22 protein-coding genes are annotated in these 26,472 nt (G+C 46.2%); 1 reads left to right on the top strand and 21 read right to left on the bottom strand.

All coding sequences use genetic code 11. The features are described 5' to 3' along the window. Window positions 1–40: 40 nt before the first annotated feature. The 9 genes from J2Z28_RS04750 to J2Z28_RS04710 form a co-directional block, all read right to left on the bottom strand. A complete protein-coding gene (locus tag J2Z28_RS04750; protein ID WP_211081407.1) occupies window positions 41–589 on the bottom strand; it encodes a glutathione peroxidase in 549 nt (182 codons plus the stop codon). A gap of 140 nt (window positions 590–729) precedes the next feature. Then, window positions 730–1,200 (bottom strand): hypothetical protein, encoded by a 471-nt coding sequence (locus tag J2Z28_RS04745; protein ID WP_211081406.1) that lies wholly within the window; start codon window positions 1,198–1,200, stop codon window positions 730–732. A 179-nt stretch (window positions 1,201–1,379) separates the two neighbouring features. Further along, complete coding sequence (locus tag J2Z28_RS04740) at window positions 1,380–2,276, bottom strand: carbohydrate ABC transporter permease (protein WP_235200745.1); 897 nt, start codon at window positions 2,274–2,276, stop codon at window positions 1,380–1,382. Between the two features lie 17 nt (window positions 2,277–2,293). Further along, window positions 2,294–3,175 (bottom strand): carbohydrate ABC transporter permease, encoded by an 882-nt coding sequence (locus J2Z28_RS04735; RefSeq protein ID WP_211081405.1) that lies wholly within the window; start codon window positions 3,173–3,175, stop codon window positions 2,294–2,296. 208 nt (window positions 3,176–3,383) lie between these two features. Next, window positions 3,384–4,700 (bottom strand): ABC transporter substrate-binding protein, encoded by a 1,317-nt coding sequence (locus tag J2Z28_RS04730; protein WP_211081404.1) that lies wholly within the window; start codon window positions 4,698–4,700, stop codon window positions 3,384–3,386. A gap of 168 nt (window positions 4,701–4,868) precedes the next feature. Further along, window positions 4,869–5,720 carry a response regulator transcription factor gene (locus J2Z28_RS04725; protein WP_211081403.1) on the bottom strand — a complete coding sequence of 284 codons (852 nt, stop codon included), beginning with the start codon at window positions 5,718–5,720 and terminating at the stop codon, window positions 4,869–4,871. 23 nt (window positions 5,721–5,743) lie between these two features. Next, window positions 5,744–7,564: a cache domain-containing sensor histidine kinase gene (locus J2Z28_RS04720; protein WP_211081402.1), complete on the bottom strand. Its 1,821-nt coding sequence runs from the start codon at window positions 7,562–7,564 to the stop codon at window positions 5,744–5,746. Window positions 7,565–7,762: 198 nt separating this feature from the next. Next, window positions 7,763–10,096 (bottom strand): endo-1,4-beta-xylanase, encoded by a 2,334-nt coding sequence (locus J2Z28_RS04715; RefSeq protein ID WP_211081401.1) that lies wholly within the window; start codon window positions 10,094–10,096, stop codon window positions 7,763–7,765. A gap of 362 nt (window positions 10,097–10,458) precedes the next feature. Continuing rightward, on the bottom strand, window positions 10,459–11,223 hold the full coding sequence (locus J2Z28_RS04710) for a helix-turn-helix domain-containing protein (protein WP_036670526.1): 765 nt from the start codon (window positions 11,221–11,223) through the stop codon (window positions 10,459–10,461). 146 nt (window positions 11,224–11,369) lie between these two features. On the opposite strand from J2Z28_RS04710, the gene J2Z28_RS04705 reads away from it, so the two are divergent. Continuing rightward, window positions 11,370–13,619: an FAD-dependent oxidoreductase gene (locus J2Z28_RS04705; RefSeq protein WP_211081400.1), complete on the top strand. Its 2,250-nt coding sequence runs from the start codon at window positions 11,370–11,372 to the stop codon at window positions 13,617–13,619. 60 nt (window positions 13,620–13,679) lie between these two features. Here J2Z28_RS04705 and bglB read toward each other — a convergent pair whose 3' ends face one another. The 12 genes from bglB to J2Z28_RS04645 all read right to left on the bottom strand — a co-directional run bounded on the left by bglB (window position 13,680) and on the right by J2Z28_RS04645 (window position 26,446). Beyond that, window positions 13,680–14,750 carry a beta-galactosidase BglB gene (gene bglB, locus J2Z28_RS04700; protein ID WP_211081399.1) on the bottom strand — a complete coding sequence of 357 codons (1,071 nt, stop codon included), beginning with the start codon at window positions 14,748–14,750 and terminating at the stop codon, window positions 13,680–13,682. A gap of 35 nt (window positions 14,751–14,785) precedes the next feature. Next, a complete protein-coding gene (locus J2Z28_RS04695) occupies window positions 14,786–17,341 on the bottom strand; it encodes a hypothetical protein (RefSeq protein ID WP_211081398.1) in 2,556 nt (851 codons plus the stop codon). 5 nt (window positions 17,342–17,346) lie between these two features. Continuing rightward, window positions 17,347–18,165 (bottom strand): carbohydrate ABC transporter permease, encoded by an 819-nt coding sequence (locus tag J2Z28_RS04690; protein WP_415841497.1) that lies wholly within the window; start codon window positions 18,163–18,165, stop codon window positions 17,347–17,349. Window positions 18,166–18,170: 5 nt separating this feature from the next. Beyond that, on the bottom strand, window positions 18,171–19,076 hold the full coding sequence (locus tag J2Z28_RS04685; RefSeq protein WP_036609058.1) for a carbohydrate ABC transporter permease: 906 nt from the start codon (window positions 19,074–19,076) through the stop codon (window positions 18,171–18,173). A 91-nt stretch (window positions 19,077–19,167) separates the two neighbouring features. Beyond that, window positions 19,168–20,439, bottom strand: coding sequence for an ABC transporter substrate-binding protein (locus tag J2Z28_RS04680; protein ID WP_076318593.1), 1,272 nt, complete (start codon window positions 20,437–20,439; stop codon window positions 19,168–19,170). 22 nt (window positions 20,440–20,461) lie between these two features. After that, entirely contained in the window at window positions 20,462–21,343 is an 882-nt protein-coding gene (locus J2Z28_RS04675; RefSeq protein WP_036609061.1) for an AraC family transcriptional regulator, read from the bottom strand. Window positions 21,344–21,580: 237 nt separating this feature from the next. Further along, complete coding sequence (locus tag J2Z28_RS04670) at window positions 21,581–22,381, bottom strand: phosphotransferase (protein ID WP_076249711.1); 801 nt, start codon at window positions 22,379–22,381, stop codon at window positions 21,581–21,583. 11 nt (window positions 22,382–22,392) lie between these two features. After that, window positions 22,393–22,668 (bottom strand): hypothetical protein, encoded by a 276-nt coding sequence (locus J2Z28_RS04665; protein WP_211081396.1) that lies wholly within the window; start codon window positions 22,666–22,668, stop codon window positions 22,393–22,395. A gap of 166 nt (window positions 22,669–22,834) precedes the next feature. Further along, a complete protein-coding gene (locus J2Z28_RS04660) occupies window positions 22,835–23,374 on the bottom strand; it encodes a GNAT family N-acetyltransferase (RefSeq protein ID WP_211081395.1) in 540 nt (179 codons plus the stop codon). 204 nt (window positions 23,375–23,578) lie between these two features. Then, window positions 23,579–24,766, bottom strand: coding sequence for a glycoside hydrolase family 5 protein (locus J2Z28_RS04655; RefSeq protein WP_101313469.1), 1,188 nt, complete (start codon window positions 24,764–24,766; stop codon window positions 23,579–23,581). A 208-nt stretch (window positions 24,767–24,974) separates the two neighbouring features. Continuing rightward, the gene (locus J2Z28_RS04650) at window positions 24,975–25,391 is read right to left on the bottom strand and encodes a hypothetical protein (RefSeq protein WP_083684232.1); all 417 of its coding nucleotides are present in this window, start codon (window positions 25,389–25,391) and stop codon (window positions 24,975–24,977) included. Window positions 25,392–25,417: 26 nt separating this feature from the next. Continuing rightward, window positions 25,418–26,446, bottom strand: a complete 1,029-nt coding sequence (locus tag J2Z28_RS04645) for an alpha/beta fold hydrolase (RefSeq protein ID WP_211081394.1) — start codon at window positions 26,444–26,446, stop codon at window positions 25,418–25,420. Between the last annotated feature and the right edge of the window lie 26 nt (window positions 26,447–26,472).

The raw sequence follows: 26,472 nt of genomic DNA, 5'->3' as shown, positions 1-26,472 counted from the left end.
CGATTTGTATCATGCCCCTGTAGGATATATGAAAGTGAAATTATAGAAGCTGTTTAATACTTTCTTGAATCTCTTCGATGGAGTCGACAGGTTCGAAGCGTCTGACCACACGACCCTCTGCATCAATCAGGAATTTAGTGAAATTCCACTTGATTGCATCGCCGTGTAACCATTCCGGTGCCTTCTCAGCCACCATTAATTTCAATAATTTGGCCTGTATATCTGTTTCATCAAAGCCGGCAAAAGGCCCTGATCTTTTCAAAAAGTCGTAAAGCGGGTGCGCCGCTTCTCCATTCACATCCAGTTTGGAGAACATCGGAAATTTCACACCATAGTTAATCTGACAAAACGATTCCGCTTCCGAACTGCTTCCAGGCTCTTGCTCTGCAAACTGGTTACACGGGAAACCAATAATCTGAAGCCCTTGATCCTTGTACTGGTCATACAGCTTCTGCATGTCATCGAACTGGTGCGTATATTTACATTTACTTGCCGTGTTTACGATGAGCACAGGTTTTCCTTCATATTGATAGAGTGGGAAACGCTCTCCACTGGTTCTGGTTACGGTAAAGTCGTAGATGGTTGGCATAAGTCTAGTGCACCTCGCGATAGTTATGTAGTCATACAGCATCATATGTCATTGTTAATTATATACGAAGTTTGAACTATTGTATTGGAGAAGATATTGATCGTTCAGATTAGACTCAGAGATATTTGAAAATATATCGATTACTCAACTGCTCTAATACTCATAACATATTTGGTTCTGGGCAGATACTTTATTTCCAGCGTTTTATCTCGATTTTCCCAGGCAATATCCCGAGTGTTAATCAATTCCATTTGATTTATTTCGATGGTTTGTTCCCTCCATTTCTTGCCCATGGATCCTATGTAGTTCGGTTTACCTGTTACTGTTTCGTAATCTCGGGAGAGATAAGGACCTATATCCTGGATACCCGACACTATCTTAGGAGCAAAAAGTAATATCAAGCCGATACCAAAAATGATGCAGCAACACTTGAAAGATATTCGTTTTACGATGTTTTTTATCTGCTTCATGCCATGAAACAACCCCATACCAAGTGTAAATACTGCCATGGCTGCTCCAATCAAATTTAAAAAGATCCAACTAGGAAAAAAGGTTAGAAAGAACGAAGAAACACCAACCAATATAAAAACAATAAATATGATTATACTCATCTTCAACAACATCCTCTTCCTTCATTTAAATATGTCCCATGAATCCCGATAAAGAATCGCCTCCAATGGATAAACTCAGATCATGGATTAATTCTCCCTTTCAACAGAAAACCCTTCTGCCGCGAAAATCTCTTCGTTCAGCAAAAGGGTTATTATATGGGATCACAGTGACAGCAGCTTCAGCCCTTCACAGCACTTCCGGCCACGCCCTGGATAATATAATGCTGACCTACCAGGAAAACGATGATCATCGGAATAATGCCTGCCGTGGCAGCGGCCATCATGCCGTTGTAATCCACATTGTTCTCCAGAATAAAGTTCTGCAGTCCGAGCGGAACGGTGTACAAGTCTTTGTCGATCAGGAACACAAGCGCATTTTCATAGTCATTCCAGTGCCAGGAGAAATCGATGATCGCCAGCGTAGCCAGCGCAGGCTTCGCCAAGGGCAGAATCAGCCTGAAGAATATGCGCAGGTGACCGGCACCGTCGATGAACGCCGCTTCCGATATCTCTGATGGCACGGACAGGAAAAATTGTCGCAGCATAAACACGCCAAAGATTGTGAACATTCCGGGCAGGATCAATGCCCAATGCGTATTATATATGCCGACCCACTCAAACATCAGAAACTTCGGTACAAAGAGCACCTGCGGAGGCACCATCATCATCGAGAGATAGATCAGGAACAGTGTCTCCCGGCCTTTGAATTGAATCCGTGCGAAGCCATAGGCTGCAAAAGCCGAGAGAAATACAGCTCCGATCGTGCTAATTAGCGATATTTTCAACGAGTTCAGATAATATGTCGCAAAAGTATCCGCTCCGCTCCAGACCTTAATATGATGCTCCCAGTTCAGGCTGGAGGGTATCCACTGGATGGGATAGGTGAATACGTCCGCAGGAGATTTGAACGACGTGCTGATCATCCAGATGAACGGCATAATCATCAGCAGGGCAAACCCGGACATCAGAATTGTCAGTATGATTTTTCGAATCTGGCTCAAGGACTCCATGCGGACTTTAACTTTAGGTGAATGTGGAGCTGTGGGCTTCGCATTCGCGGCAATTTGTTTCTCCATAACGATCCCTCCCCTCCTTAATAGTGAACCCAACGTTTCTGACCGAGCCACTGCAAAACAGTGAATATCATGATGATGGCAAAGAGTGCCCAGCTTATGGCGGCAGCGTATCCCATCTCGTAATATCGGAAGGCATTCTGGTAGATAAAAAGTGACAGCACGGTTGTACTGTTCCCCGGTCCACCTTGAGTAATTGCCTGGATAATGCCAAAGTTTTTGATGGTCATAATCAGCCCGGTAATTAGCAGTAAAAAGGTCGTGGGACTCACAAGCGGCCAGATCACTTGGCGTATCGTCTGCCAGGGACGGGCTCCATCAATCCGTGCAGCCTCAATCAATTCCTCCGGAATTTCCTGCAAAGCGGCCAGATAAATAATCATGTTGTAACCCAGCATGAACCAGATCCAGATGATATCAATTGCATACATGGACCACTCGGTTGTTGATAACCAGCCCGGTGGATTCGTAATACCGATTCCCCGCAAGAAACCGTTAATCGGCCCCGACGTTGGCTGGAACAGCAGCATCCAGACAAAGGCGATGGCAACACCGCTGGTGATATAGGGCATGAAATAGAGGGCACGCAACGTTTTTTGCCAGTACACGGACTTGTTCAGCGCCACGGCCACGATAAAAGACAACCCCATCGATACCGGAACCGCTAACAGAAATACAAATGTATTTCGCAGCGCCACGCCAAACAGATCATCATTCAACATCCGGCGGATATTGTCCAGCCCGACAAAATTCGTCTCCGGGCTCATGAATTTGTAATCAGTGAACATGAGATAGAACGAATAAACAGCCGGTATAATAAAAAACAACAGCACGCCAATCATATTGGGCCCAATAAACAGATACCCGAGCCTGCTCTGCCGTTTCATCCAAGATTTATGCATATGCTCCCCCACTCCTTAACATCTGTTCTGGAATTAAGCATAACAAGATGTCCTCTAACATTTAAGGAACATAACCCTGTACCTGATATCACAGATATATGTATTTCGGCAGTGCCTTTCGGGAGAGAAATAACATGGAATTGTTCTATTGTTTATATAGAAAAAACCGCCCCATTGGGACGGCCTTTGGACTCATTGCTTTTGCAATCTATTGATTCTGCTTCAGCCAGTCATTATGGCGTTTGACCATGTTCTGTACCGTTACTTCGGCAGTCTGGTTACCAAGGAAGAACTTTTCATACTCCTGTGCACGCAGATCGACCACTTCCTGCGCAATGCTGCGGACAAACGTAGGTGTCTCGTCACCGTACAACACAAATTCAAGAGACTCTTTGTCATAAGAATCTGCATAATCACCCAGCAGATGATCGATCGCAGTCTGTTGATCAACCACATTCGAGGAAGGTAGACGCCCACCCGCAGCCATCGGCATCATTCCCCCATCGGCGTACCATTTCAGGAACTCCCATGCGGCTTCTTTATTTTTTGACTTGGAATTGATCGCAATAAAGTCACCAAGTCCTCCACTTTTCACCATATCTGCTTCTTGTGCAGCCAGTCTTGGTACAGGGGCAAAGGCGATTTTCCAATCCCGAGGGAACTCGGTCATGTTGTTTGATGTGCGGATCAGCCATTCGCCGATGTTGATCATGGCAGACTCACCGCCAAGGAACATGTTTTCCACCGGCATTTTGGAAGTCAGCTGCTCTCCGAGCGGAGGGGTGGTTGCATCCTCCTTCATCATTCCGTTCAACGTCTCCAGCCATTTGGTAACGAGTGGATCATCGAGGTTGGAAGAACCATCTGCCTTAACATAGCCGTTCTTCACCAGAACGGAATCGAGCGGATCTACATAGGAAGCGGTATGCTGCACCAATCCGTACTTGAAGCCAGCTGTCTTCAGTTTGAGTGCATATTCACGGGCTTCATCCCAAGTCCAGGCTTTTGGTACACTCAGTCCGGCCTGATCAAGCGCTTTCATATTTAAAGCAAAGAAGGCAGCGTTTTTCTTGGTTGGCATCCCGTAATATTTGCCGTCCACTTTCCAGGAAGCCGCATCTTCACCCATTTTCTCATCAATGTTGTAGTCGGTGAACTCGCCCAGATCCAGTGCTGTACCGCCCTTGATGCGTTTATCCAGATTTGTAAGGGTATAGTTGACATACAGGTCGACGTTCTGGCCGGTGGACAGCGCCGTATCCAGCTTCAGGTTGCCATCATCATCATTCACAAACCGCACATATTCCACCTGAATATCAGGATGTTCCGCATTCCAGGTATCCACGACTTCCTGTGGACCATTCTCGGGCGGCACCGCGCCCCACATGGTGAGCTTCACTTTTCCCCCTGCCGCTCCACCTCCGTTATCTCCACCGTTCGTCTCATTTTTACCTACACAGCCGGCAAGCAAGCCCAGCATCAGCGCACCTACCATTAATCCCGTTAATCCTTTTTTGATTCTCATCTGGTCACATGACCTCCCTGAATTGAAGTGTACCTTCCGTTACATCGTAGCAGGGACCTTGCTGGGTTCATAAGATACATATCCATGATTCGGATTGAACAAAAATACGGATTTACTTGTGCTTGCTTGAGCACTCGGTACACATATTCCTTCTACTCATCCTGTGAGTCACGAACGATGGCGATACTGGCTGGGCGTGCAACCGGTCCAACGCTTGAATATTTTAATGAAATAATTATCACTTCCGAACCCTACCCGGTAACCAATCTCCTGTACAGGAAGGTCCGTCTCGCGCAAGTATTCAGCCGCTTTCTCCATCCGTACCCCATGCAAGTAATGAATCAGGGTATGGCCGGTTTTCTTTTTAAACAGAGCACTCACATAATTCTCGCCCATCATCACATATCGTGACATGGATTTGACGGTAATGTCCTGGTCGTAATGCTGCCCGATATACTGAATTATTTTGCTAATCTCCGGATGTTTCACAATCGGCTCACGAACAGGTGTAAATGGAGGATCCGTATCAGACGGGGGCGCAGAAGAGACCGTAAGAGAATCGGGCAAATCAGGCGTTGATGTGAGAACCGGTGTGGAAGGTGGCACTTGATGATGATCTGTCTCTGTCCGGGCTTCAGTCGAAGCTCCCAGTTCTGCACTTACTTTACGGAGTGTATCACGCAGTGAATTCACACTCATGGACAGTTTCAAAATATAATTGGAAGCCCCGTATTCCATTGCCCGGCGTACATATTCGAACTCCCCCATACAGGTGAGCATGACAAATTTGGTTTTTAACCCGGCCTGACGGGTCTGTTTGAGTAATTCCAGACCATCCATACCTGGCATGACAATATCGGTCAGTACCAGATCCGGTGTATCCTGTATAATCATCGCCAGCGCTTCGGTACCGTTACCAGACTCTCCGATGACCGTAAAGCCCAGCTCTTCCCAGGAAATAATCTCTCTCACCGACTCTCGTACGAATACCTCATCCTCTACAAGTAATACTTTCCACATGCCAGATTCCCCTCTCCAGTCCTCTAGTCTGACCGCTTCTGTAAGTAAGGCGTCGACAATAAAAAAGGAATGCTGAACCTCACTAATGTCCCCGGTTTGGTATCAATCACTTCAAGTTCACTTTGGCCTTTGAACAATAATCGCAATCGTTCCTTAAGGTTAGACAGACCAATCCCCGGACGTGTGCGGGTCATCTGCTGACGCCGAGATTCCTCCATTCCAATTCCGTTGTCTGCCACCTCCAGCATCAGCTTTCCTGTGTCTTGCCTGTAAATTCCGATGCGGATCTGACCAAGCTGCTCCAGTGGCCCGACACCATGGTGAATGGCATTCTCCACCAGTGGCTGTAAGCTCAGTTTGGGCACCAGCGCATACTCCAGTTTATCATCAAATTCACAAGTCACCTCAAAGCTATCACGGTAACGAATCCGTTGGATATGAAGGTAGGCTTGAACCAACTCAATCTCGTCCTTCAGGTATACCAATTCGACCTGTGAATTCAGGCTGACCTCCAGTAATTTGCCCAAGGAAACACACATCTCGGAGATCTCTTCATTCCCGCTGCGGATCGCACTCCATTTCATTGTATTCAATGTATTCAGGAGAAAGTGCGGATTCATCTGGGCCAGGAGCATATGAAAATGTACCGCTTCCTTCTGGCGTTCTTCCGCCTTGAGTCTGGCGATCATCTGATTGGCATCATCCAGCATCGTATTGAACGTACGGGTCAGTTCCAGCACTTCTCCGCGGCTGCGGCCTTCAGGGATACGGACCTTGAGGTTTTTGCGTACAACCTCCTTCATCTGGTTCTGCAGATGTGATAAAGGCCGAGTGAACGTCGCCGAGATCATAAAGGCCATGAGCACAAATGCTGCTGTGAAGCCAAAAAACGTTAAAAAATAGCGCTGCTTAAGCCCCGATATCTCCGTAAACAACACAGCTAGTGGAATACGATTTACCATGTACCAGTCCAGTGACTGGATGTATACGTAGTTAATCAGCGTATCTGAATCATTATCCGTCAGATAGGCCTCTGCCGGATGAAGTGCAATTTCCCGGGTTACGTCTGGGGAAAGTACCGCTTTTTCGGACGAGCGGGCAATTGTTTCCCCATTGCCAGTAATCAGGAAATACTCCTGATTGCTCTGCGAATCCTTCAGCATAGACTGAAACCAGTACGAATAATCGATGCTGATCCGTGCCATTCCGTACCTTTTGCCGCCACTGTCCTTCATATACGCATAGAGGGACAACAGATACGGGCTGGAGGATAGCTCCCGCAGGACATGGTTGGTATCCCGGGCATCCCAGCGGTAGAGCAACTCTTCTGATGGAAACGAGTTTGAATCAGTGTTGCCCTTGATGAAGGTCATTTCTCCAAGATGCTTGCGAAATTGTTCCCGATAAGGGCCATAGGCCAGAGCTTTTTTGGGCAAATACGAAGTGTAAACGTTATCATGAAAATCTAACAGCGTGAAGTACACGGAAGGATTATATAGAAAAAAGCTGTTGTTGATCATCTTGAACTTCTCTTCCACCAACGACTTATTCTCAAGCGGAGAACGATTGTCTGGAGAAGTCAGGGCGTTTCTTACGGCTGAATCCTGTTCCAGAAAAATCAGGGTTTTAAATGCAATACTCATCTGGTCCTCCAGAGAACCATACATCTGCACCAGTTGCTCGTGGCTCTGTTCGCTGATTTTTTGCTCAACCAGAGATTCGATCTGTCCATAGTTGTAGACATTAAGTACGCTGAATGGCAGCAGAATCAACACCACAAACGCACCAAACAGCCGATACCTGAGCTTATGCGGCAAAAAGGTCTTCCAGTCGGGCTTTGTCATCCCCTCAGCGCTCCCCCTGCAATTATTGAGATCATTATACCATCAGTTCCCCCGCTTCGGCCGGGGCCGGGCTCATTCGCATGGATATGTGATACCAGTTGCCAGGGACGGGATAGGGATACACAGATTTGTTCTATTGCATTAAAAAAACCGGAGATCTGGGATCTCCGGCTAGGCTGGATATAACGACTTAGCAAATTAGGATATAGGCTCCACTCCCCAGACAAGCTCGCCGTTCCGGTAAAGAGTTACCTTGGTCCAATCGGCAAAAGAGGTCTGCAGCGGGTTAAAGGAATAATCATCCCCTTCGCTGTAATTGGACCAGTCTGCTTTGTGCAACCGGGTATGTATCTCCCCAGAGGTTCCTCCGACCGGGATCACGCCTGCTCCGGTACCGAACTTCAGTTCCAGATAATGGTCCGCTCCAGGAACAGGTGCAGGCAGTTTCACTATGCTGCCGCTGATCTGACTGCCTCCAAGCTGTGCATAATCACAGAAAAAGGATTGTTGTTTCTCCCCGTCCACTGTATACCAGTAACGAATTGTCAGTTCATTCAGGCTAACTGCGGAGGTACCGTTGTTGTGAATGACAAACTGCGGTTTCATTTGGTTATCGAGCAGATTTGTATCCCCTGCACGATAGGCTAGAGTCAGATTGCCAGCAGGCTCTGGCGGCCCTCCACCCTGGACCTTTGCGGAAGCTTGAACGGAGTTCACACTCTTCCCAACGCTGTTAACCGCATTCACCACATAGTAGTAGGTGGTTCCAGCAGATACCACCATATCCTTATAGCTTGTTCCCGATACAGCGGCCACAGATGTATACGGTCCGGCTGCTGTCAGCGACCTGTTTACCGTATAGGAGGTCGCACTTGCAGATGCACTCCAGCTTAGATTGATGCTGTTGTCGCTAACCGCAGTGGCAGTCAGATTCTGCGGAGCGGCTGGTACTGCCTCGACCTGGACCGTCTCTAATACGGACCAATAAGCTGGCTTGGACTGGAGTCGCTCGTCGAAAAGCAGCGGCCAGTTGTTGCGGGCGACCGGGAAGGTTCGTAGCCAGGTATTGGCATCATCCTTGCCCCACAAAGTAACATTTTTGACTGTGTCCGTATGCCTCAGGAAGATCTGGAACAGGGACTTGTACAGCGCTGCCTGCTGTGTCTTCAGTTCTTCCGGGAAGATATCATAAGATTGCGAATCATTGGAATATACACTTACATCAAGCTCAGTAATATGTGTTTCGAGGCCCAGCGCCTTAAATTTGACAATGGAACTCTCAATTTCCGAAAGGGTTGGATAAAAGAGGCTGATGTGTGTTTGATGGCCGACTCCGTCAATAGGCACACCCTTGGCTTGAAGGCGAGTGATCAGATTGTAGAGGGCCTGGCTTTTGGCCGGCTCATGGGTATTGTAGTCATTAATAAACAACTTGGCATCCGGGTCGGCTGCATGGGCGAATTCAAATGCTTTCTCAATATATTCTTCCCCGGCAATCTGGTACCACAGACTGCGCCGCAGGCCATCCGGCTCGGAGGCATCAATGACTTCATTCACAACGTCCCAAGCGTAGATCCGGCCTTGATAACGCTCCATTACCGTCTCAATATGCTGCTGCATCCGTTCATACAGCACCGTTTTGCTCACCAGATTGCCGTTGGCATCGCGGAATACCCAATCCGGAGTTTGTGTATGCCAAACGAGGGTATGCCCGCGTATCTCTTGTCCGTTCGCTGCTGCAAAAGCGACTGCGGCATCCGCCCCGCTGAAATTATACATACCCTCTTGCGGCTCGGTACTGTCCCATTTCAGAACATTACCTGGTGTCAGACTATCAAAATGCTTCGTAAGCAGTTGCTTGTCCGGTTCGGTCAGCAGTTCATTGTTCGTGAAGGCCGTCCCAATTCGAAACTTGCCCGCAAAAGCATCCTGTAGGGAAGGAATGTCTTCTTCGATCACAATGGGTCCGAGATCTGGCAGCTTCTCCAATCGGAAATCATCCACATAAAAAGAAGCTGTGGCACGGTCTGGCACTTCAAAATAAACCGATAACTGATTCGCTGGTTCCAGCATTTTAAACTGTGCAGTAAGCTTAGTCCATCCGCCTGCGGATGCGGTACCGAATGTTAAATTTTCATAATGTGTTGTATCTGGCAGGGTACGTTGTAAAGACATATTGAGGTTTGTGCTGGACGCTCCCGCCGGAAGCTTCACCCAGCCAGTGAAAACATACGTCTGTCCCACCTCCAAAAGTTCTGTCACATCCAGCGCTGGCCCATGCCATGTCATAGCACGCCCGCTCACCTCCAGTCCATAATCTCCGGTACGAGCTGCAACGGCGCTTGCACGAAGCGTTTCTACTTCACCGCGTCCGCTCCAGTTCTGGACCGTGCCATCTTCAAAATCATGACTCAGAATCAAGGTATTCTCCCCTTCTGCCGCATGAACAGATGGAACTGCCCAATACAAAGGAACTAACAAAGTTATCATCAAAACAAATTTAAGCGCTTTCAAAAATATCATTTTCCTCATCGCTTCCATTCTCCTTTATCGAATATTAGGATGAATTCCTTATTCCAAAGGCTAAGGCCATATCCACCTCCTTGGTTTTAGTTATAAAATCAGAGTCCTCATTCAAACGGATACGGGGGGCATACGTTCGGATAAGGACTACATATGGTAAATTATAGTATAAATTGTCTATGGTCTACAACTGAAATGTACTTCCCCTCTAATTTCGGTTAGAAATGCAGTATCCGTTGCTGCTGCACTCATTCACACCAGCTCCTCCATAATCTGGACAACCCGTAACGAAGGTGTATACCTGGTGCTCCGCTGGCTTCAAAAGTTGTCTTTAAAGTAGTCTTCAAAGCTTTCTGTTCACTTCTTTCGGCTTACACCCTGTGTCTCCTGCGATACTCAGATGGACTTATGCCCAACGTTTTGGAGAACACTCTACTCAGATAAAAACCGTTCTCATATCCGCATCGCTCGGCAATTTGGTTAAGGGTCAGGCTGCTGTCAGCCAAGAGGTTCTGCGCTTTTTTCAGACGGACCCGTTTGAGATAGCCTGATGGCGTCTCCTGAAAAGCTTCCCGGAAACGCCTTGTCAACTGCACCGGACTCAAGGCCAGTCGCTGCGCCAATTCCTGAAGGCTGATCTCCTCTTCCGCCCGCTCCTCCAGCAGCGCTGCCGCTTCAGCCATTCGTGCGTCTTCGGTAAATCTCCGCTCCTTTAAGCGATTCTGTCTGCGTTCCACCTGATACAACTGCCACAAATCCATCATAAAATGTGTCTTCCAACGGGCAACTTCCCCCTTATTCTCCTCACTGTCCTGGCGTAAATAAGCGTACGTCGAGGCTAACCGCTTCGTGTCATTAATCAGCGATTTTCCGGCTGGTGGCAGAAACTCCTCCTCCTCCAGGCTACTGCTAAACTGTAAATAGTGAAATGTCAGCGGGGTAATGACTGTCCGCCGAAAAGGAACCGCCGGGGGGCACAGCACCAGATCGCCAAAACTCGCTTCTCCGATCTGACCCCCAATCTCATAATGGAATATTCCCTCTTCGACAGCAAAAGCCACCCAAGTCGTATAGATATCTTCCGTAAGAGCAAATTCCCCTTTTTGCTTCCAGTAGATGTGGTTAAGCAGCTCCATGACTTGACCACCCTTTCTGTGAAATAAAGTATATGTTTGATGATAGTATAGTGCATTTAAAAAGTGAATATATAAATCTAAGATGAAATTATAGATATGTAGTTGGAGTCAAGGTGGATCTAACTTCAGTTAAGGAGGTCACAGATATGAAACAAGAGCATGTACAATACGACATCACCGTCATCGGCGGAGGACTTGCTGGTGTATGCGCCGCGATAGCCGCTGCCCGCATGGGGCAGCAGGTGGCGCTGGTGCAGAACCGCCCCGTGCTTGGCGGCAATTCCAGCAGCGAGGTTCGGGTCTGGGTGTGCGGTGCCACCGCCCACGGGATTAACCGTTATGCCCGGGAAACGGGTATTATGGGGGAATTGTTTGTAGAGAACCAGTACCGCAACCCGGAAGGCAACCCGTATCTCTGGGATCTAGTCATTCTCGAAGCGGTCCGAGCCGAATCGAATATCACCTTGTATTTAAATACGGATGTGCATGAAGTGCAAGCCTCAGGCGATGGGGATGAACGAAAGATCACCTCTGTCACTGGCTGGATGATGGGCTCCGAGCGTAGAATTCATTTTGAGAGCAGCTTCTACCTGGACTGTACGGGTGATGGATTGGTTGGCTTTCTGGCTGGAGCCAAGTTTGCACTCGGCCGGGAAGCCCGCAGCGAATATGGTGAAGAATGGGCACCTGAGGTGGCTGATCAGATTACGCTGGGCAGTACACTCCTCTTTTATACCAAGGATGCTGGTGCGCCTGTCCGTTATATCCCGCCTTCTTTTGCCAAAGATATTACACAGACCAGCATTCCGATTCGCCGGGTCATTCGCAGCGGGGATTCCGGTTGTCATTATTGGTGGATTGAATGGGGCGGTGAACATGACACCGTTCATGACAATGAGCTGATCCGTGATGAACTGTGGTCCGTGATCTACGGGATCTGGGACTATATCAAGAACTCCGGCAAGTTTGATGCAGATCATATGACGCTGGAGTGGATTGGTTCGCTGCCTGGCAAAAGGGAGTACCGCCGCTTCACGGGTGACTATGTGCTCACCCAGAACGATATTATTAGCCAGCGGGAGTTCCCGGATGCCGTTGCCTTTGGCGGCTGGTCCATTGACCTGCATCCTCCGCAGGGCATGTACGCCGAAGCGAGTGGCTCGAAGCATATGCATGCCGATGGCGTATATCACGTGCCGTTCCGCTCGCTGTATTCCGCGAATGTGCGGAATATGCTCATGGCCGGGCGCGACATCAGTGCATCACATGTCGCCTTCGGCACAACGCGCGTCATGGCAACATGCGCGGTCATCGGCGAAGCCGCGGGTACGGGCGCGGCGCTCTGCGCGGCCATGGGGGTATCGCCGCGCGAGCTGCACGCGAGGCATCTGGCGGTCCTGCAGCAGACGTTGCTGCGGCAGGACGCATCCATCATCGGGGTGCGCAGCCACGATGAGCTGGATCTGGCCCGGCGTGCCAAGGCTACAGCCTCCAGCACGCTGACGGGCATCGTCCTTGAGCAGCCTGGCGAGACGTACCCGCTGGGTACGGATGTTGCCCTGCTGCTGCCTGTGCATCCAGTGCTCAGCGGCCTGGAGCTGCTGCTGGATGCATCCAGCGATACCGCGCTGACGGTAGAGCTGTGGGATACGGGGCGTAAGGAGAACTACGTCCCGCATTCGTTACAAGTTACGGCGACTGTTAACGTTACAACAGGAACTGCGCAGTGGGTGAAGCTGCCGCTCGAATGGCGACCGGAAGAACCACAGAATGCTTTTATAATCATCCGCTCCAATAAAGCCGTCTCACTCTATCATTCGACAGAAGCACACAGCGGGGTGCTGATCTTCTTCAAAACTGAAGAAAACCACGTGTCCAAAAATCTGGAGGATCATGCCACGGATCAGCCTGTCGTATTATGGTCCATGCAGGGGTTGGCGCGTCAGCCATTCTGCTGTCGTACCCTCTCTGAGACTTCGGCATATTCAGCGGACAACACGATTAACGGTTATCATCGCCCTTACGGTGGGCCGCAACAGTGGATGTCGCAGCCGATGCAGTCTGGCAATCCTGAATGGGTGCAACTGACATGGGAAGAGCCACAAACCTTAGCTGAGTTGCACTTGACGTTTAATGATGATGTGAACGAGGATCTGGTTAATTTACATCACCATCACACAACATTCCGTGTGATGCCTGAGCTGGTGCGTGATTATCACGTGGAGGTACTGACTCCGGCTGGCGAATGGACACAAGTCGCAAGTGTGCAAGAAAATCACAAAAGAAAATTTATTCATTCCCTGGATGTCCCTGTATCAGCTCAGGCTCTGAGAATCATAATTGATGCCACAAATGGCAGCAGATATGCCGAATTAATCGAGATTCGAGCTTACTAAAACAAAAAGGAGGATAGAGGAAACTGTATCCCCTATCCTCCACACAAAGTCCACCTTATTCTAGTCGGCGGTTGGAACCCGCAAGCCTTCAATCAGGATAAACAACGTAAGTGCTTGACCATATCCCATCGGACTGATCGCTATATCTTTATAAAACTGAGCATCCTGCCCCACAGGTGTACCATAGGACACCTGCTGTACAACTCCGTTATCATCAATATGTTTCAACACCGCTTCAAGCGCACTCAAGCCATTCTGGCGATAGGATTCATCCAGGTATCCATACCGGATTCCCTTAAGAATGCCGTATCCAATCGCTGCCGTTGCCGAGGTTTCTTTGTAAGAGGTTGGATCATCCAGCACAGTGTGCCACATGCCATCCTCACCCTGAAGCTTGCTCAGTGCTCTGACTTGAGCGGTTGCTGTATCCAATAGATAGGCTTTTAGCCCGTCTTCGATCGGAATGATATTCAGGAAATCCATAACTCCCGCCGTATACCATGCATTGCCTCTTCCCCAATGAACAGCACCATAATTATGATTTTCGTTGAAATCCCAGCCATGATAGAACAATCCGGTTTTCTTGTTGTATAGATATTTGATATGCACAAGGAACTGTCGTTTGGCTTCTTCCACCATGTCGGGTTTCTTGAAGTATACCCCTGCCTTGGCCAAAAATAGCACCGTCATAAACAGGGTATCAATCAGAATTTGACCATCATTGGCGTCTCCCGTGATCATATGCTGAAACGCACCATCTCCGGTTCGCAGCAGTCCATCCATGATCCAACTGCTCCACTCCTCACAGACCTGTTCGTACTCCTTGTTTCCGGTCAGCTCGCATAATGAGATCAAAGTAAGGAGCGGAGCACAGGTGTTCACATTTTTTTCCGGTAACCCTTCCATCAGCCTTGCATTGTACCATGATTCCAGAAATTCCAGCACTTTAGGATCTTTCGTTGCCTCATGGAGCTGAAGCAAGCCATACAGACCAACACCTTGCGGCCATTCCCATAGATGTATGTCGATTAGTCCGATGGGAAACTGTTCATTGATGCTTGTGTTTTTCATAGACTCCATCGCTTGGGATACCTTGCTTATTCTCTCCTGCAGCACCATTTGATTCAGCATGTTGGTTATCACTCCCTTGGTTTCTTACACACGATTCAGCGCTCCATGTCCAGTAACTTCAGTTGTCCCTTCACTCCATAACCTTCGTGTATAATTTCCTCTTCTTTAATAAGAAAAGGCTTGTTCATTCCCCATTGAATTGGACCATATACCGGGTCTGTTAGAGTGAGAGTTAATGCTTGATTATCGAATTGCGGGCTCGCAGAACGAACTTGGTTGATAAAAGCGTCAAATGACCCGAATTGCTGTTCGCTTCCTGCTCTTATAATCCAGGCGTTACGCAAGCCAGGGGAAATAAGTTCACGCTCTCTTGTCACCCCGTTGCTCTCCATACTCGTCCCGTTAGCCGCATATATAGCTGCATAACCCTTATCCAAACGGGCAAAATGCCAGTTCTCATGCCTTACCCATTCCGTGAAGGAGTGCGTAGGAAAATAAGCATGTGTCCAGTCCGAGTTGTGATCCGCAGGAATATCAAACATCATCAAAGCGATCCCTTCATGTTGAACAACATCGGGCAATATTCCATTCCCAGCCCAGAAGCAAGGTCGACCATCCCCATGCTTGTATATTTCTGCCGGATGATTCACCCAGATCAGCGCCTCAGGTGACAGAGATAAATGCTGGACATGCTCCTGATAACCTAGCTTGCCTGGACGAAAGCGAATGATTGAGGATAAGGAGTATTCCTTGGTCCGACAATGATAGAGCTTGGCGTAACCTCCCTTGCCCTGCTCATTAGCGAACACCAACTGCTGATTGTCCCCGAGCAACAGATGCTCCTGATATGCTGCTGGAGGAATGTAATCGGATAAACTCAAGGCAACATTGCTTATTGAATAATTGTTTACATTGCCAACGCCATAAGCGATCCAGCACATTGAAGTGGTTCCCGCTGCATAACTACCCAGCAATTCCTTCTCATAGCTGCGCCCAAACGTTGTGGACAAGACTCCTTGATGCATCTGAACGGTAATATAATAGAATAACAAGTCCATTGCCTTTTTGGCTTGCTGCCTGAGCTGTTCATTATGGGCAAATTCATAGATATGCAACAACCCAACCGCATCAATCGGAATGTATGCACTTGAATTCCATTCTGCCAATCCTTCATCCAAAAAGCGCTCAAACCATAGTGCAAGCCGCTGCTCTGCTTTTTGACGATGTACTTCACCGGATTCACCACTGTTGCTGAACGTTTCATCCCCAAACAGCTGTCCGGCTAACAGTTCATTGGTATGGAACAACAAGGCATGGTTCTCACTGAAGAACCACATCACATCATCGCCAGGTTCATCGATCCAATATCGATAGCCCAGAATGCTTGCTTTTACCCGATCCCAGAACGATTCACTGAACAGACCGCTATTTCTCTCATCTCTCCATAGACGGAACAGTCCCACCAGATAGAAGTCACTGCAATCCTTCCGTTGCTCAATCCCTTCCACACCCTCAAGCAAAATGTTCTCCGCTTCTTGCAGATTGCCTCCTGTTTTGAGCATGGCAATGGCCTTATGAATATTGGGACTGCCCTTCTCGGCAATACATCGCAGAGCCAAGGATTTGCGGGCTTCAATATCCGCAGCTTGCTGAGCAGTCTCATCATAGCTCGTATCATAGGATTGGCAGCCAAACTTCTTGGTTAGTACAACATTTGAAACTGAAATAGCCAGCGTGAAATATACGTAATGATGACCGAGTTGATTCGTATGTGCCAGGACCAGGTCCGTTTCCTTTTCGGCGATGTGTATCGTCTTATTTTCGGTACCGTCAAAAAAATTGCCATACTGAATATCAACCGCTCTAACGATGTCCGGTAAGGGAAGCGGAAGCTTGAGCTTAATCTGCTCACCTCTGAAGAGATCCGAAGGAAAATAAGCCTGTTCGAGGGCTTCCTCTGCGGATTTTACAGACTCCGCCAAATGAGGAGCAATAGGCAGGGAAATCACCAATTCCTCGTCTCCCAGGTATTCCACCGCAAAAGCATACATCGTATCCCGCTCAGCCAGATCCTCCCAGCAGGCATAGATCTCATTGATTCCAGCTACAAGTTCAGCTTTAATAACGATTTCCTGCTCCTTGTTACGCATGAGTGGCGCAAAATCCGTTACCATTTCCCCATTCACCCACAACGTCAGACTGCCATAGGTCTTAATCCGCAAAGAGGCGGTATGAGCAGTCGGAGAAATGAGTCTTGTCGCCGCGTAACTGCGCAGATGTGTCGGTACAAACCAAAATCCTGATTGCTCCACCCGTGGATTATTCCAAGGAGAATACAGTGCCCAAGGCATTCCGTTCTCTTCTCCAACGAAGTCGTCTCCCGGGCTAGGGAACTCGCTCCATTGATCAAAAAATCGGTTCACAGGCTGCGTTCTCCGATGTTCTACAAATTCCTTTCTGCATGGATTCTCATGAATGGCAAAACCATCGATAAGCCAATCATTAATATCTCCCTCCATCGTTGTTGGAACAAAGGCAACAGGCTTTGTATATATGCCGCTGATCATCCAATGATTAATGACCTGATTGTGACCTAATTTCATAGGTTTATAATTCAAGGTATCCATCCCACTCCGGGTGGTATCTGACATTCAACTCATCCTTTCATTCCTGAAGTAATCATACCGCTGACAAAATACCGCTGGAAAACCATAAAAACAATGAGTACCGGAAGCATCGTGATGACGGACATCGCAAGCAAACTTCCCCAATCCACGTTGTATTCTCCAATAAAATTAGAGAGCGCAAGCTGAATCGTATATTTCGATGGATCACTAATCGCAATTAACGGCCATACAAAATCATCCCATCTCCACATGAAGGAGAAGATTGCGAGCACCGCAAGAATCGGCTTCGCTATCGGAAGAATAATGCTCCAGTAAATTTTCCATTCGCCCGCTCCATCCATCCGGGCAGCTTCCAGCAGCTCGTCCGGTACGGACAACAAATACTGCCGCATAAGGAACACACCTGTCGGGGTTGCTGCTGGCGGGATAATAATCGCGAGTAGGCTATTATACAGCCCCAGTGCGCTCAGCACCTTGAATATGGGGATCATAATTACCTCAATCGGAATCATGAGTGTTGAGACAAAAGCAATTAATATGATCGCGCTTCCGCGGAAGCGATATTTCGCCAATGCAAAACCTGCCATGGAGTTAATCAATAACAGTAGCAGCGTTGAGCTTACAGTTACGATCGTACTATTCATAAAATACAAGCCAAAGTCACCTTTACTGAATGCCTCCTTGAAATGCTCAAAGGTGACGGGCTGCGGCCACAACTTGGGAGGGAAGCTGTACAGATCACTATTCGTTTTCAGAGAAGAAATCACGACCCACAGGACAGGCAGGAGCCACACCACTGCAGCAACACTTAACATACTGTAGATGACGACTTTGACCATAGGCTTCATTACCATTACGTAGCCCCTCCTTTCGATAGACGGAATTGCAGAGCCGAGAATCCACCAATAAGGATAAACAGAATCACCGACATGGCACTGGCCAGGCCAAGCTCCTGCCTGTTAAAGCCAATCTCATAAATATATTGAACAATATAGGTAGTATCTTTGCCCGGCCCACCACCTGTAAGCGCAAACATAAGTGGGAATGCTTTGAACGCGTCAATCAGAGTCAGCATAACAACAAGCAAGCTTGTCGGCTTCAAAAGCGGGAGCGTGATATAGCGGAACACCTTCATTCCCGTTGCCCCATCCAAGCGGGCAGCCTCATAATAATCCGTAGGTATAGCCTGCAAACCCGCGATAAAAATGACCATGAAAAAGCCTGCACGTGACCATACTGTCGCGATGATTACAGCCGTATTTGCCCAAAAGGAAGAGGTTAAAAAGCCGACAGGTTCCACACCAACCACGGTTAACAGATGATTCAAAATGCCAAATGAATCTCCGAAAATCCACTTCCAGGTCAATCCAACGATAATGTAAGAAATCATGGTCGGCCAGTAAAATACGGCCCTGAAGAACCCGCGCATTCTAATCTCGCGCGCAAGCAGCAAAGCAATGCCTAACGCTGCTGCATATATTAGCGGGACAACAATCGCTGCATAAATCCCCGTTCGTCCGATGGTCGACCAAAATTCCCGATCCCCTATAATTTTGATATAATTATCCAGCCCGTTGAACTTCATTGGGTTCAATCCATCATAGACATGAAAGGAATAATAGAGGCCCAATAAAGAGGGAAATACGATAAAAGTTCCAAAGATCAGGAGGTTGGGTAGTATAAACAGATAAGGAGCAATAACGAGCTTCCTGTTCTGTTTTGCCAGCGTATTTTTGTTTAATCGTTGTCCTTCACTCATCTGCTTGCCCCTTCCTTATGCGTTATTCGAAAGGGAGGCTTTACAGGAATCGCTAAGCCCCCGTATACGAATTAACCACATGGCTTTACGTTTATTGACTGCCAATAGCCTCGTTAATCAGCTTGGCTGTTCGATCCAATGCCTCCTGCGGAGTTGCCTTATCGGATAAAACCTCAACAATATTATTTTTTAGGTCCGTTGAAATTTTGGATATAATGGTCTGTCTGGACCAGTCATTAGCTGCAAGAGGCGAACTGTTCTTCAGTTCATCTGCGAAAATTTCAAACATCTCCTTGCCGAATTCATAATTCAATACAGAGCTGTCCTTCCGCGGACTCATAAACAGTGATTCTTGGTTATATTTTGAATTCACTTCTTTGGACGTTAAGTATTCAATAAATTCTGCCGCCTCCTGCTCATATCCGCTGCCTTTGAATGCCATCAGAAACTTCCCGCCTGGCACTGAAGAACGTTGTGTTCCTTTTGGCATATAGGTGACTCCCCATTCAAAATCAGTGATATCCTTGTAATTGCTGATCATCCAGTTGCCAGCCCAGTGGGTAGCCACCGTCCCGGAACGGAACAGGTTGTTCGGATTTTCCCCTCCGAGCCATACGGATTCGGGCATGATCCCTTCTTGATGAAGCTGCTTGAACTGCTCCATGCTACGGATTCCGGCTTCACTGTTAATCGCTGCTGCAGTGCCATCCTCTGTTAAGATGCTTCCGCCATTCTGATACAAAAGAGTGGACCATCTATGCGGTGTGACATCCCATACCATGCCATAACGTGCTCCGCCTTTGTCCATAACCTCTTTTAACGCAGCTGTGTATTCATCCCACGTCCATACCTGGTCAGGAGAGGTCGGTACTTTGACGCCCGCTTTATCAAATAAGGTTTTGTTATAAATAAGCCCATTCGCTGTAACATCCATAGGCGCCGCTACCAGCTTGTCATTAATAACATAATAAGGTTTAAGTGAGTCAATAAATTGATCCTCGAATTGGTCCGCATTGTCCACGTAAGGTGTCAGATCAACCGCCTGATTAGCAAATGATCCGGTATCCGTGACCCGGCTCAGGGCAGGTGGCTTTCCACCGGATAACATTGTTTTTAATTTGGTTTGGATATCCTTGAAGCCAACTTCAATCAGGTTGATTTTAACCTTGGTATTGGTCTGCTCATAATCTTTAATGATTTCCTTGATGACTTCTCCTTCTTTTCCGTCAGAGAACCACAGGAAATCCAGGGTTGTTTGTTTTGAATTAGCATTGGTACCTGAATTTCCGCAAGCAGTCAATACGATGAGTAACATGACCAATACCATGCTAGTGATGAGCTTAAACGTTGTTCTTCTTGTCATATCAACATCTCCTTGGAAGGTTCTAATGAATTTTGGCTTCGTTGAGCAATTCACTTTTACGGAATAACTGTGGTGATACACCCACATATTGTTTAAAGGCCCTGCTAAAATATACAGGTGTGTTAAAACCTAGCGTCTCAGATATGGACAAAATCGGTGCATCCGTAGACAGCAACAATTTTTTGGCCTCTGCAACTCTTTTCCGTATAACATAGTTGCTTATGGTATATCCCGTCGTCTCTTTGAAAGAATGACAAATGTAGTATTTATTCAAATGGAGTGTTTTGGACAGTTCATCCAATGAAACATTCTCCGTGTAGTTCTGGTTTAAATAATGAAGAACCCGGCTTACGCTTGTTTGCTTCTGGGAAGAACATAAGATAGGATTGGCGGATTGCTCACTGGTTGTTTTCCGGTAAATCCGCAGTAGCAATTGGGTAAGACTTAATTTGACCATTGTTTTGTACCCTGTATTTCCTGCCCCCATCTCCTCCTTGATTCCCTTAAATATAGCTGTGATATACTCACGCTCCTCCGGAGGCCAATGCACCAATAACCCATTGGGATGACGGAATATGGACATCAGATTCTCCAACTGACTGACAGCAAGCATGTCCAAAAGCAATAATTCCGTGAAATTGACAAAACTTCGCTTGTACACCATTTCTCTTGAAGGATTGATTCGGTGGGGCACACCGCCTCTGAATATAAACATATCTCCAGGCAGCGGCTTATATATTCGGTCACCGATTAAAAAGGTTGCATCTCCTTGAATAAAATAATGTATCTCATACCCATTATGCGTATGAACAGGCCATTCATCCTGAAAATTATCTGCTTCTGATCGCACATAAACTTCATTTTCTTGCAAAGCAATATTCGTCGGGGTGTGTATGGTTAGCATCAGTAAGATCTCCCTTCCCAGAATATAAAAAGCAATATAGTTTAATAATTTACAATGATAGCGCTTTACAATGAATTGTATCACAGTTATTTCGATCTAATCTGAACTATATTGCTGTATTGTTGATCACAATTGTTGAAAATGATTAGAAAGGAATTTATAGGGATTTGAAAGATGAAAACAAAAAAAACCGCTGTCCAGCCCGTAGGCTATCACGCGGTCCATTAGCATTACCTTTCAAACCCATTCATCCCAATGGTTTTCAAGAAAAATGACTTCTTTCTCATAGTGGGCCAGATGCCCCTCTTCGACCATCTTCATAAAAGCGACATCTCCATCAGCCGCACGATCAGTCAGTGTTTTACACATGAAACGGATACGTGATATGACCCAATCCTTCAAATCTGCTGGAACACTCAGCCCGTACGTAGCCATGAATAAGGCAATCCGTTCTTTTCGAACAGTTCCGTGTGCCTGGCTGACGTATGGCATTACACCCTTTCCGTCCATCTCTGGTGAGAAATTTGCGAGTGGAACGGACGTATACAAGACATAGGCGATATCCCACATTCGCGGACCCGGACCCGCCATATCAAAATCAATAATGCCTTGAGGACGGCCATCCTTGTACACCACATTATACGGCGCAAAATCGTTATGACATACAACTTCATCTTCTGTTATGCCTGGATATCTGTTCGTTGATACTGATGTTGTTGTAAATCCAATGGTCGCATCATGGTAACTTCTCAACAGTTTTGCGACTTCAATCAAAGATTCGTCTGACCACATATACTCTTCTAGATCAGGGTAGTCATTGCCTGGAACGATGCCTTCGAGGTAAGAGAGCGTTTCTCTCCCCTGTTCATCTATTCCCAGAAATCGAGGGGCATGATCATAACCAACTTTTTCGAGATGTAAAAGCAGTTCAACCACATATGGATTTGGTTTCACATGCCGGCGAACCGTCTCACCTATTCTGACGACCTGATTCACATTACCTCCTGATAACACTTCCTCCTGTTGGGCCACTTTCATCCCTCCTCAAGCTAAACTTCCTTGTTATACCCATGATTACGATTTTTCTTATAACTCCCCGGGAATCCCGCCACCAATAGTATGAATCCAACAAAAAACATGAAGTATACGAGTAAACCTGTTGGATGCTCGTTCATCTGAGCAGACTGGGGTACGTTCGTCCCTCCTGACGCATATCCTGCTTCTACTATAGCGACAGAGACTCGTATTGAAATTCTGTCCATCGTTGAAATAAACACACTGCCAAGCATGAGGACTACACCCAAAATCTTGTTAATATTATTCATTTCATGCCTCCTTGATTAACCGTCCACTTTTTATGAGGTTATCTACTTAATGTCTTTCGATTCTCTAGTCCATATTCCTGCATGTTATATTAACGGTCCGTTCCTATATCATTATATCAAATAGCGGCGTCATCACTGACGCCGCTGTTGACGCTCTCTGAATAAGTTACGTAGCTACCACTTGGTGCAGATCCATACTATTTTCGAAAAAGGCTGACCGTTCAACATAATACAGATCATACATCTGTTCATTCAAATTAATCCGTTGATATACATCTGGATACACATCATTGGCTAACTTCACATAAGGCAGTTTTTGTACCGCTTTTCTGGATCTTATATTCTGCTTGCGTATCTTCATAAATACCGTTTCAATCCAATGTTCCAGAAACAATTCAACAAAAAAGGCTGATTTGGCTCTTTGGCTATACCCATTTCCAAAAAACGGTGAACCAATCCAAGTGGCTAAAAAACCGCTTTGATGCTCAATATGATATAGATCAATGGTTCCAATAGGCTGCCCTGTTTCATTCAAAATCGTTCGGGAAATCACTGTCTTTTGCTCTTCTTCGACCATCAATTGTTTGGTCAGGAATAGATATTCTTCATACGATTGGCATTGATAACGAACGTAAGGAGAAACTGCGGGGTCCATCATTAAGCTGTACAGTGAAAGGCATTCCTGCAAATCACGTTTTTTTAACATTCTGTCTACCACCTAGTCCTTTTAGTTCGCTATATCAAGCAAATTAAGTATATAAAAGCTAGTGTGGGATTTAATGAATTCTGTATGTGGCTTATGTAAAATGCATTGGTAAATGTTGTTCATCTTCATCTCCAGTAGCACAAAAAAACGGCATGTCCCTTTTACAGGAACACGCCGTTTACACGGATACAGCCAGACAGTAATTTATTGCATACCTTGCATGATGGCATTAATGATATTTTGCTGCGTCACGGTTTTGTTTGAACGGTTAAACAAGGCGAATCCATGTTGACCGTTATGCCCGTTATCCCAATAAACAGGAACCATTTTGTATTTCTTGGCTTTTGCTGTAACTGCTTTGGCGTAAGCAGCACGATAGACATTGTTGCTGGAATCATAGGACGTTTTATCAATGGAACCGAACTCACCAATCACTACGGGATAGCCCTGAGTCACAAATTTGTCGTACATGGACTTAAACTGCGATTCAAGATAATCCTCTTGGCCCCAAGTAGACTTTTTGGCAGGGTTCGTAGAAGTTGCACCCCACTGTGTGATATTGCCGTTTTCCTCACCTGCAAAATCCCACGGAGAGTAATAGTGTGCTGAGATCATGATTCTCTTCTGCGAACTAGGAATAGCTGAGGATCTGTAATTATCTGTTGGAAGAGCAAAGCCATAATTACCAACAGTGTAGTCAATATTGGTATTCCAGCCTGGAATCAGCAACCATCTGGCATTGTTGTTACCTCCAGTCTGACGAACCGTATCCACGAAGATTTGATTGTATGCGTTCAGATTGGCGTAATAGGCCGAGTTTGGATTGCCATAGTTACCATCGAATACTTCGTTCATGGATTCAAAAATAAGACGATCATTGTAGTTGCTAAACTTGGTGGCAACCTGCTGCCACACCTTCTTATATTTTTCCTTAATGGCAGTCTGATTGCCACCATTCACGAGTAGCCATCCACCCTGTACGGAATTAAACCCATCACCATGAATATTGATGATCACATACAGACCTTCATTGTACGCATAATCCACGACTTGCTGAATTCGATTCAGCCATGCCGCATTGATTGTATAATTGGGAGCGCTTCCAATGTTACTCAAATAGGAAACGGGAATACGAATGGATTTGAAGCCTGCCGCTTTTACCTTTTTGATTAACTCTGGAGTTACCGTAGGATTGCCCCAAGCTGTCTCATTCGGTGTACCGTTCACCGCTGCTTCCAGCTGATTGCCAAGATTCCATCCTGCACCCATCTCAGACACTATTTGCGAAGCGTCCGCTGCTGATGCTTTAGCGCTCCATCCCGTAAAGGCTACCGCAGCCACTAATACCAGTGCCAAGCTGCTGATGCCAAATTTCTTCCATTTTTTGAACATAACCATACCTCCGCTTATTCTATTATTTTTAACAAGCAGTGCAGTTAATCTATGCATACAGATTGAATGATTCGAGAATACGTGCCTCCTCTCTCTAATCGATCAAACAAATGAATTCTTCGTCCAACAACAACATAATAACACATTTATGGAAAATAAAGCGATATCTTTATTGTTTTTTGTGACTATTTACTACAAAATAATCCATCTATCCGTTTAAGTGGATTGCTTGGATTTGTTCTCTATCAAAATCAATAATCATAATGTGATCGCGCAAAATATGATCTCCGCAAGATATTGTTGCGCCGTAGTCGGTTACACTGTTAAATGTGATATCCACACGATAGACTTCAATCTCATTAAACCAATTCTGATGTACCTTTTCATGAAGTTCATTCTCATAATATTCTCGAAAGACAGTCTCACACGTTGAAAACCACTTAATGTAGTCTTCTATATTATGAACAACTGAATCTAACGGTGTATTAGTAGACACATATATTCGAACGTCATTTAAATCCTCATCCTGTATGCAGTGTTTAAATATTTGCACAGTATTTTGCAGAGTGTAACACCGGTAACTCTCATCACTCTCTTCTTCAAGCTCAATGAATTCATTTAACAATATGATCTTGCTCCTCTCAATGCATATTAAAATAGCTCATTTAACCACTTTACGAATTTTTCTTTCTCTTCAAACTGTGGGTAATGCGCCGACTCGTTGAATACAATGAAGTCTTTGATCGGTGCATCCAATACGTCAAAATAATCACGTGCTGCATTTGCAGTGGTCATATAATCATATTTACCCGTTACAAAATAGGTAGGAATCTCCAGATGATCAACAATATCAGGTAAATTTTGATCAAATGCTTCCCTCAGTAAGATGTCTTGTGAACTGAACATCCCTGTATAAAAGCGAATCATATCCAGCCCATTATATTCGGGATTAAAAAGGAATCCTGAAATATAATCTCTATTCTCGTTGATGAGTCTGGCTGCACCACCGTACTTTTGCAACAAAATTCTAGGCGTAAGTTCCTTTCCTTGCTCGATCGAGCTGCGAATTAGCTCCAGTTTTTTAACGTCCTCTGTATTACCGGCTTGTTTCGCTTGCTCGTACGTGTACTCCAAACTTTCCAGTTCGCTCTGAAGTGTATTAGCCATCTGTCCAATGCCTATATAAGCGTGAAACTGAGTAGGTGCTTTAGCCGCAGCTTTCATCCCGATGTATGTACCAAATGAATGACCGATTAATATAACCTTCTCTTGACCTAACTCCTTAGATACATAATCCCTTAACGCTAACAAATCATCTACTAATACATCTGTTGTGAGATTCGAGTAATCTTCAAAAAAGTGATAGGACTTTCCACTCCCACGTTGATCGTAATGCACCACCGTGAAGTGTTGCTCAAGCTCTTTCTGATACTTCCTTACGTATGGAATCTCCGAGCATCCTGGCCCACCATGCACAAAAATCAGGATAGGGTTAGTCCGATCAACACCCCTGATCATGACTTCATGTCCTGTACCGTTAATTTCGACCTGTTCTAACATGCTGATGCTGTTTTCACCTTTAATTTTGGGTGTCCATGTGGGAAATATCAGAGCTACTATAACTATTAAAATAATACTGAATATGCTGTACTTGAGTGTTTTACGTATTTTTTTGCGCATGTAATGCTCCTTAAATAATAAGTTTC

Origin of the sequence: Paenibacillus xylanexedens (genome assembly GCF_017874615.1) — a bacterium.
Classification (GTDB): Bacteria; Bacillota; Bacilli; order Paenibacillales; family Paenibacillaceae; genus Paenibacillus; species Paenibacillus xylanexedens.
Note: the sequence above shows the minus strand (reverse complement) of the source record. Positions and strands in the feature narration are given on the sequence as shown.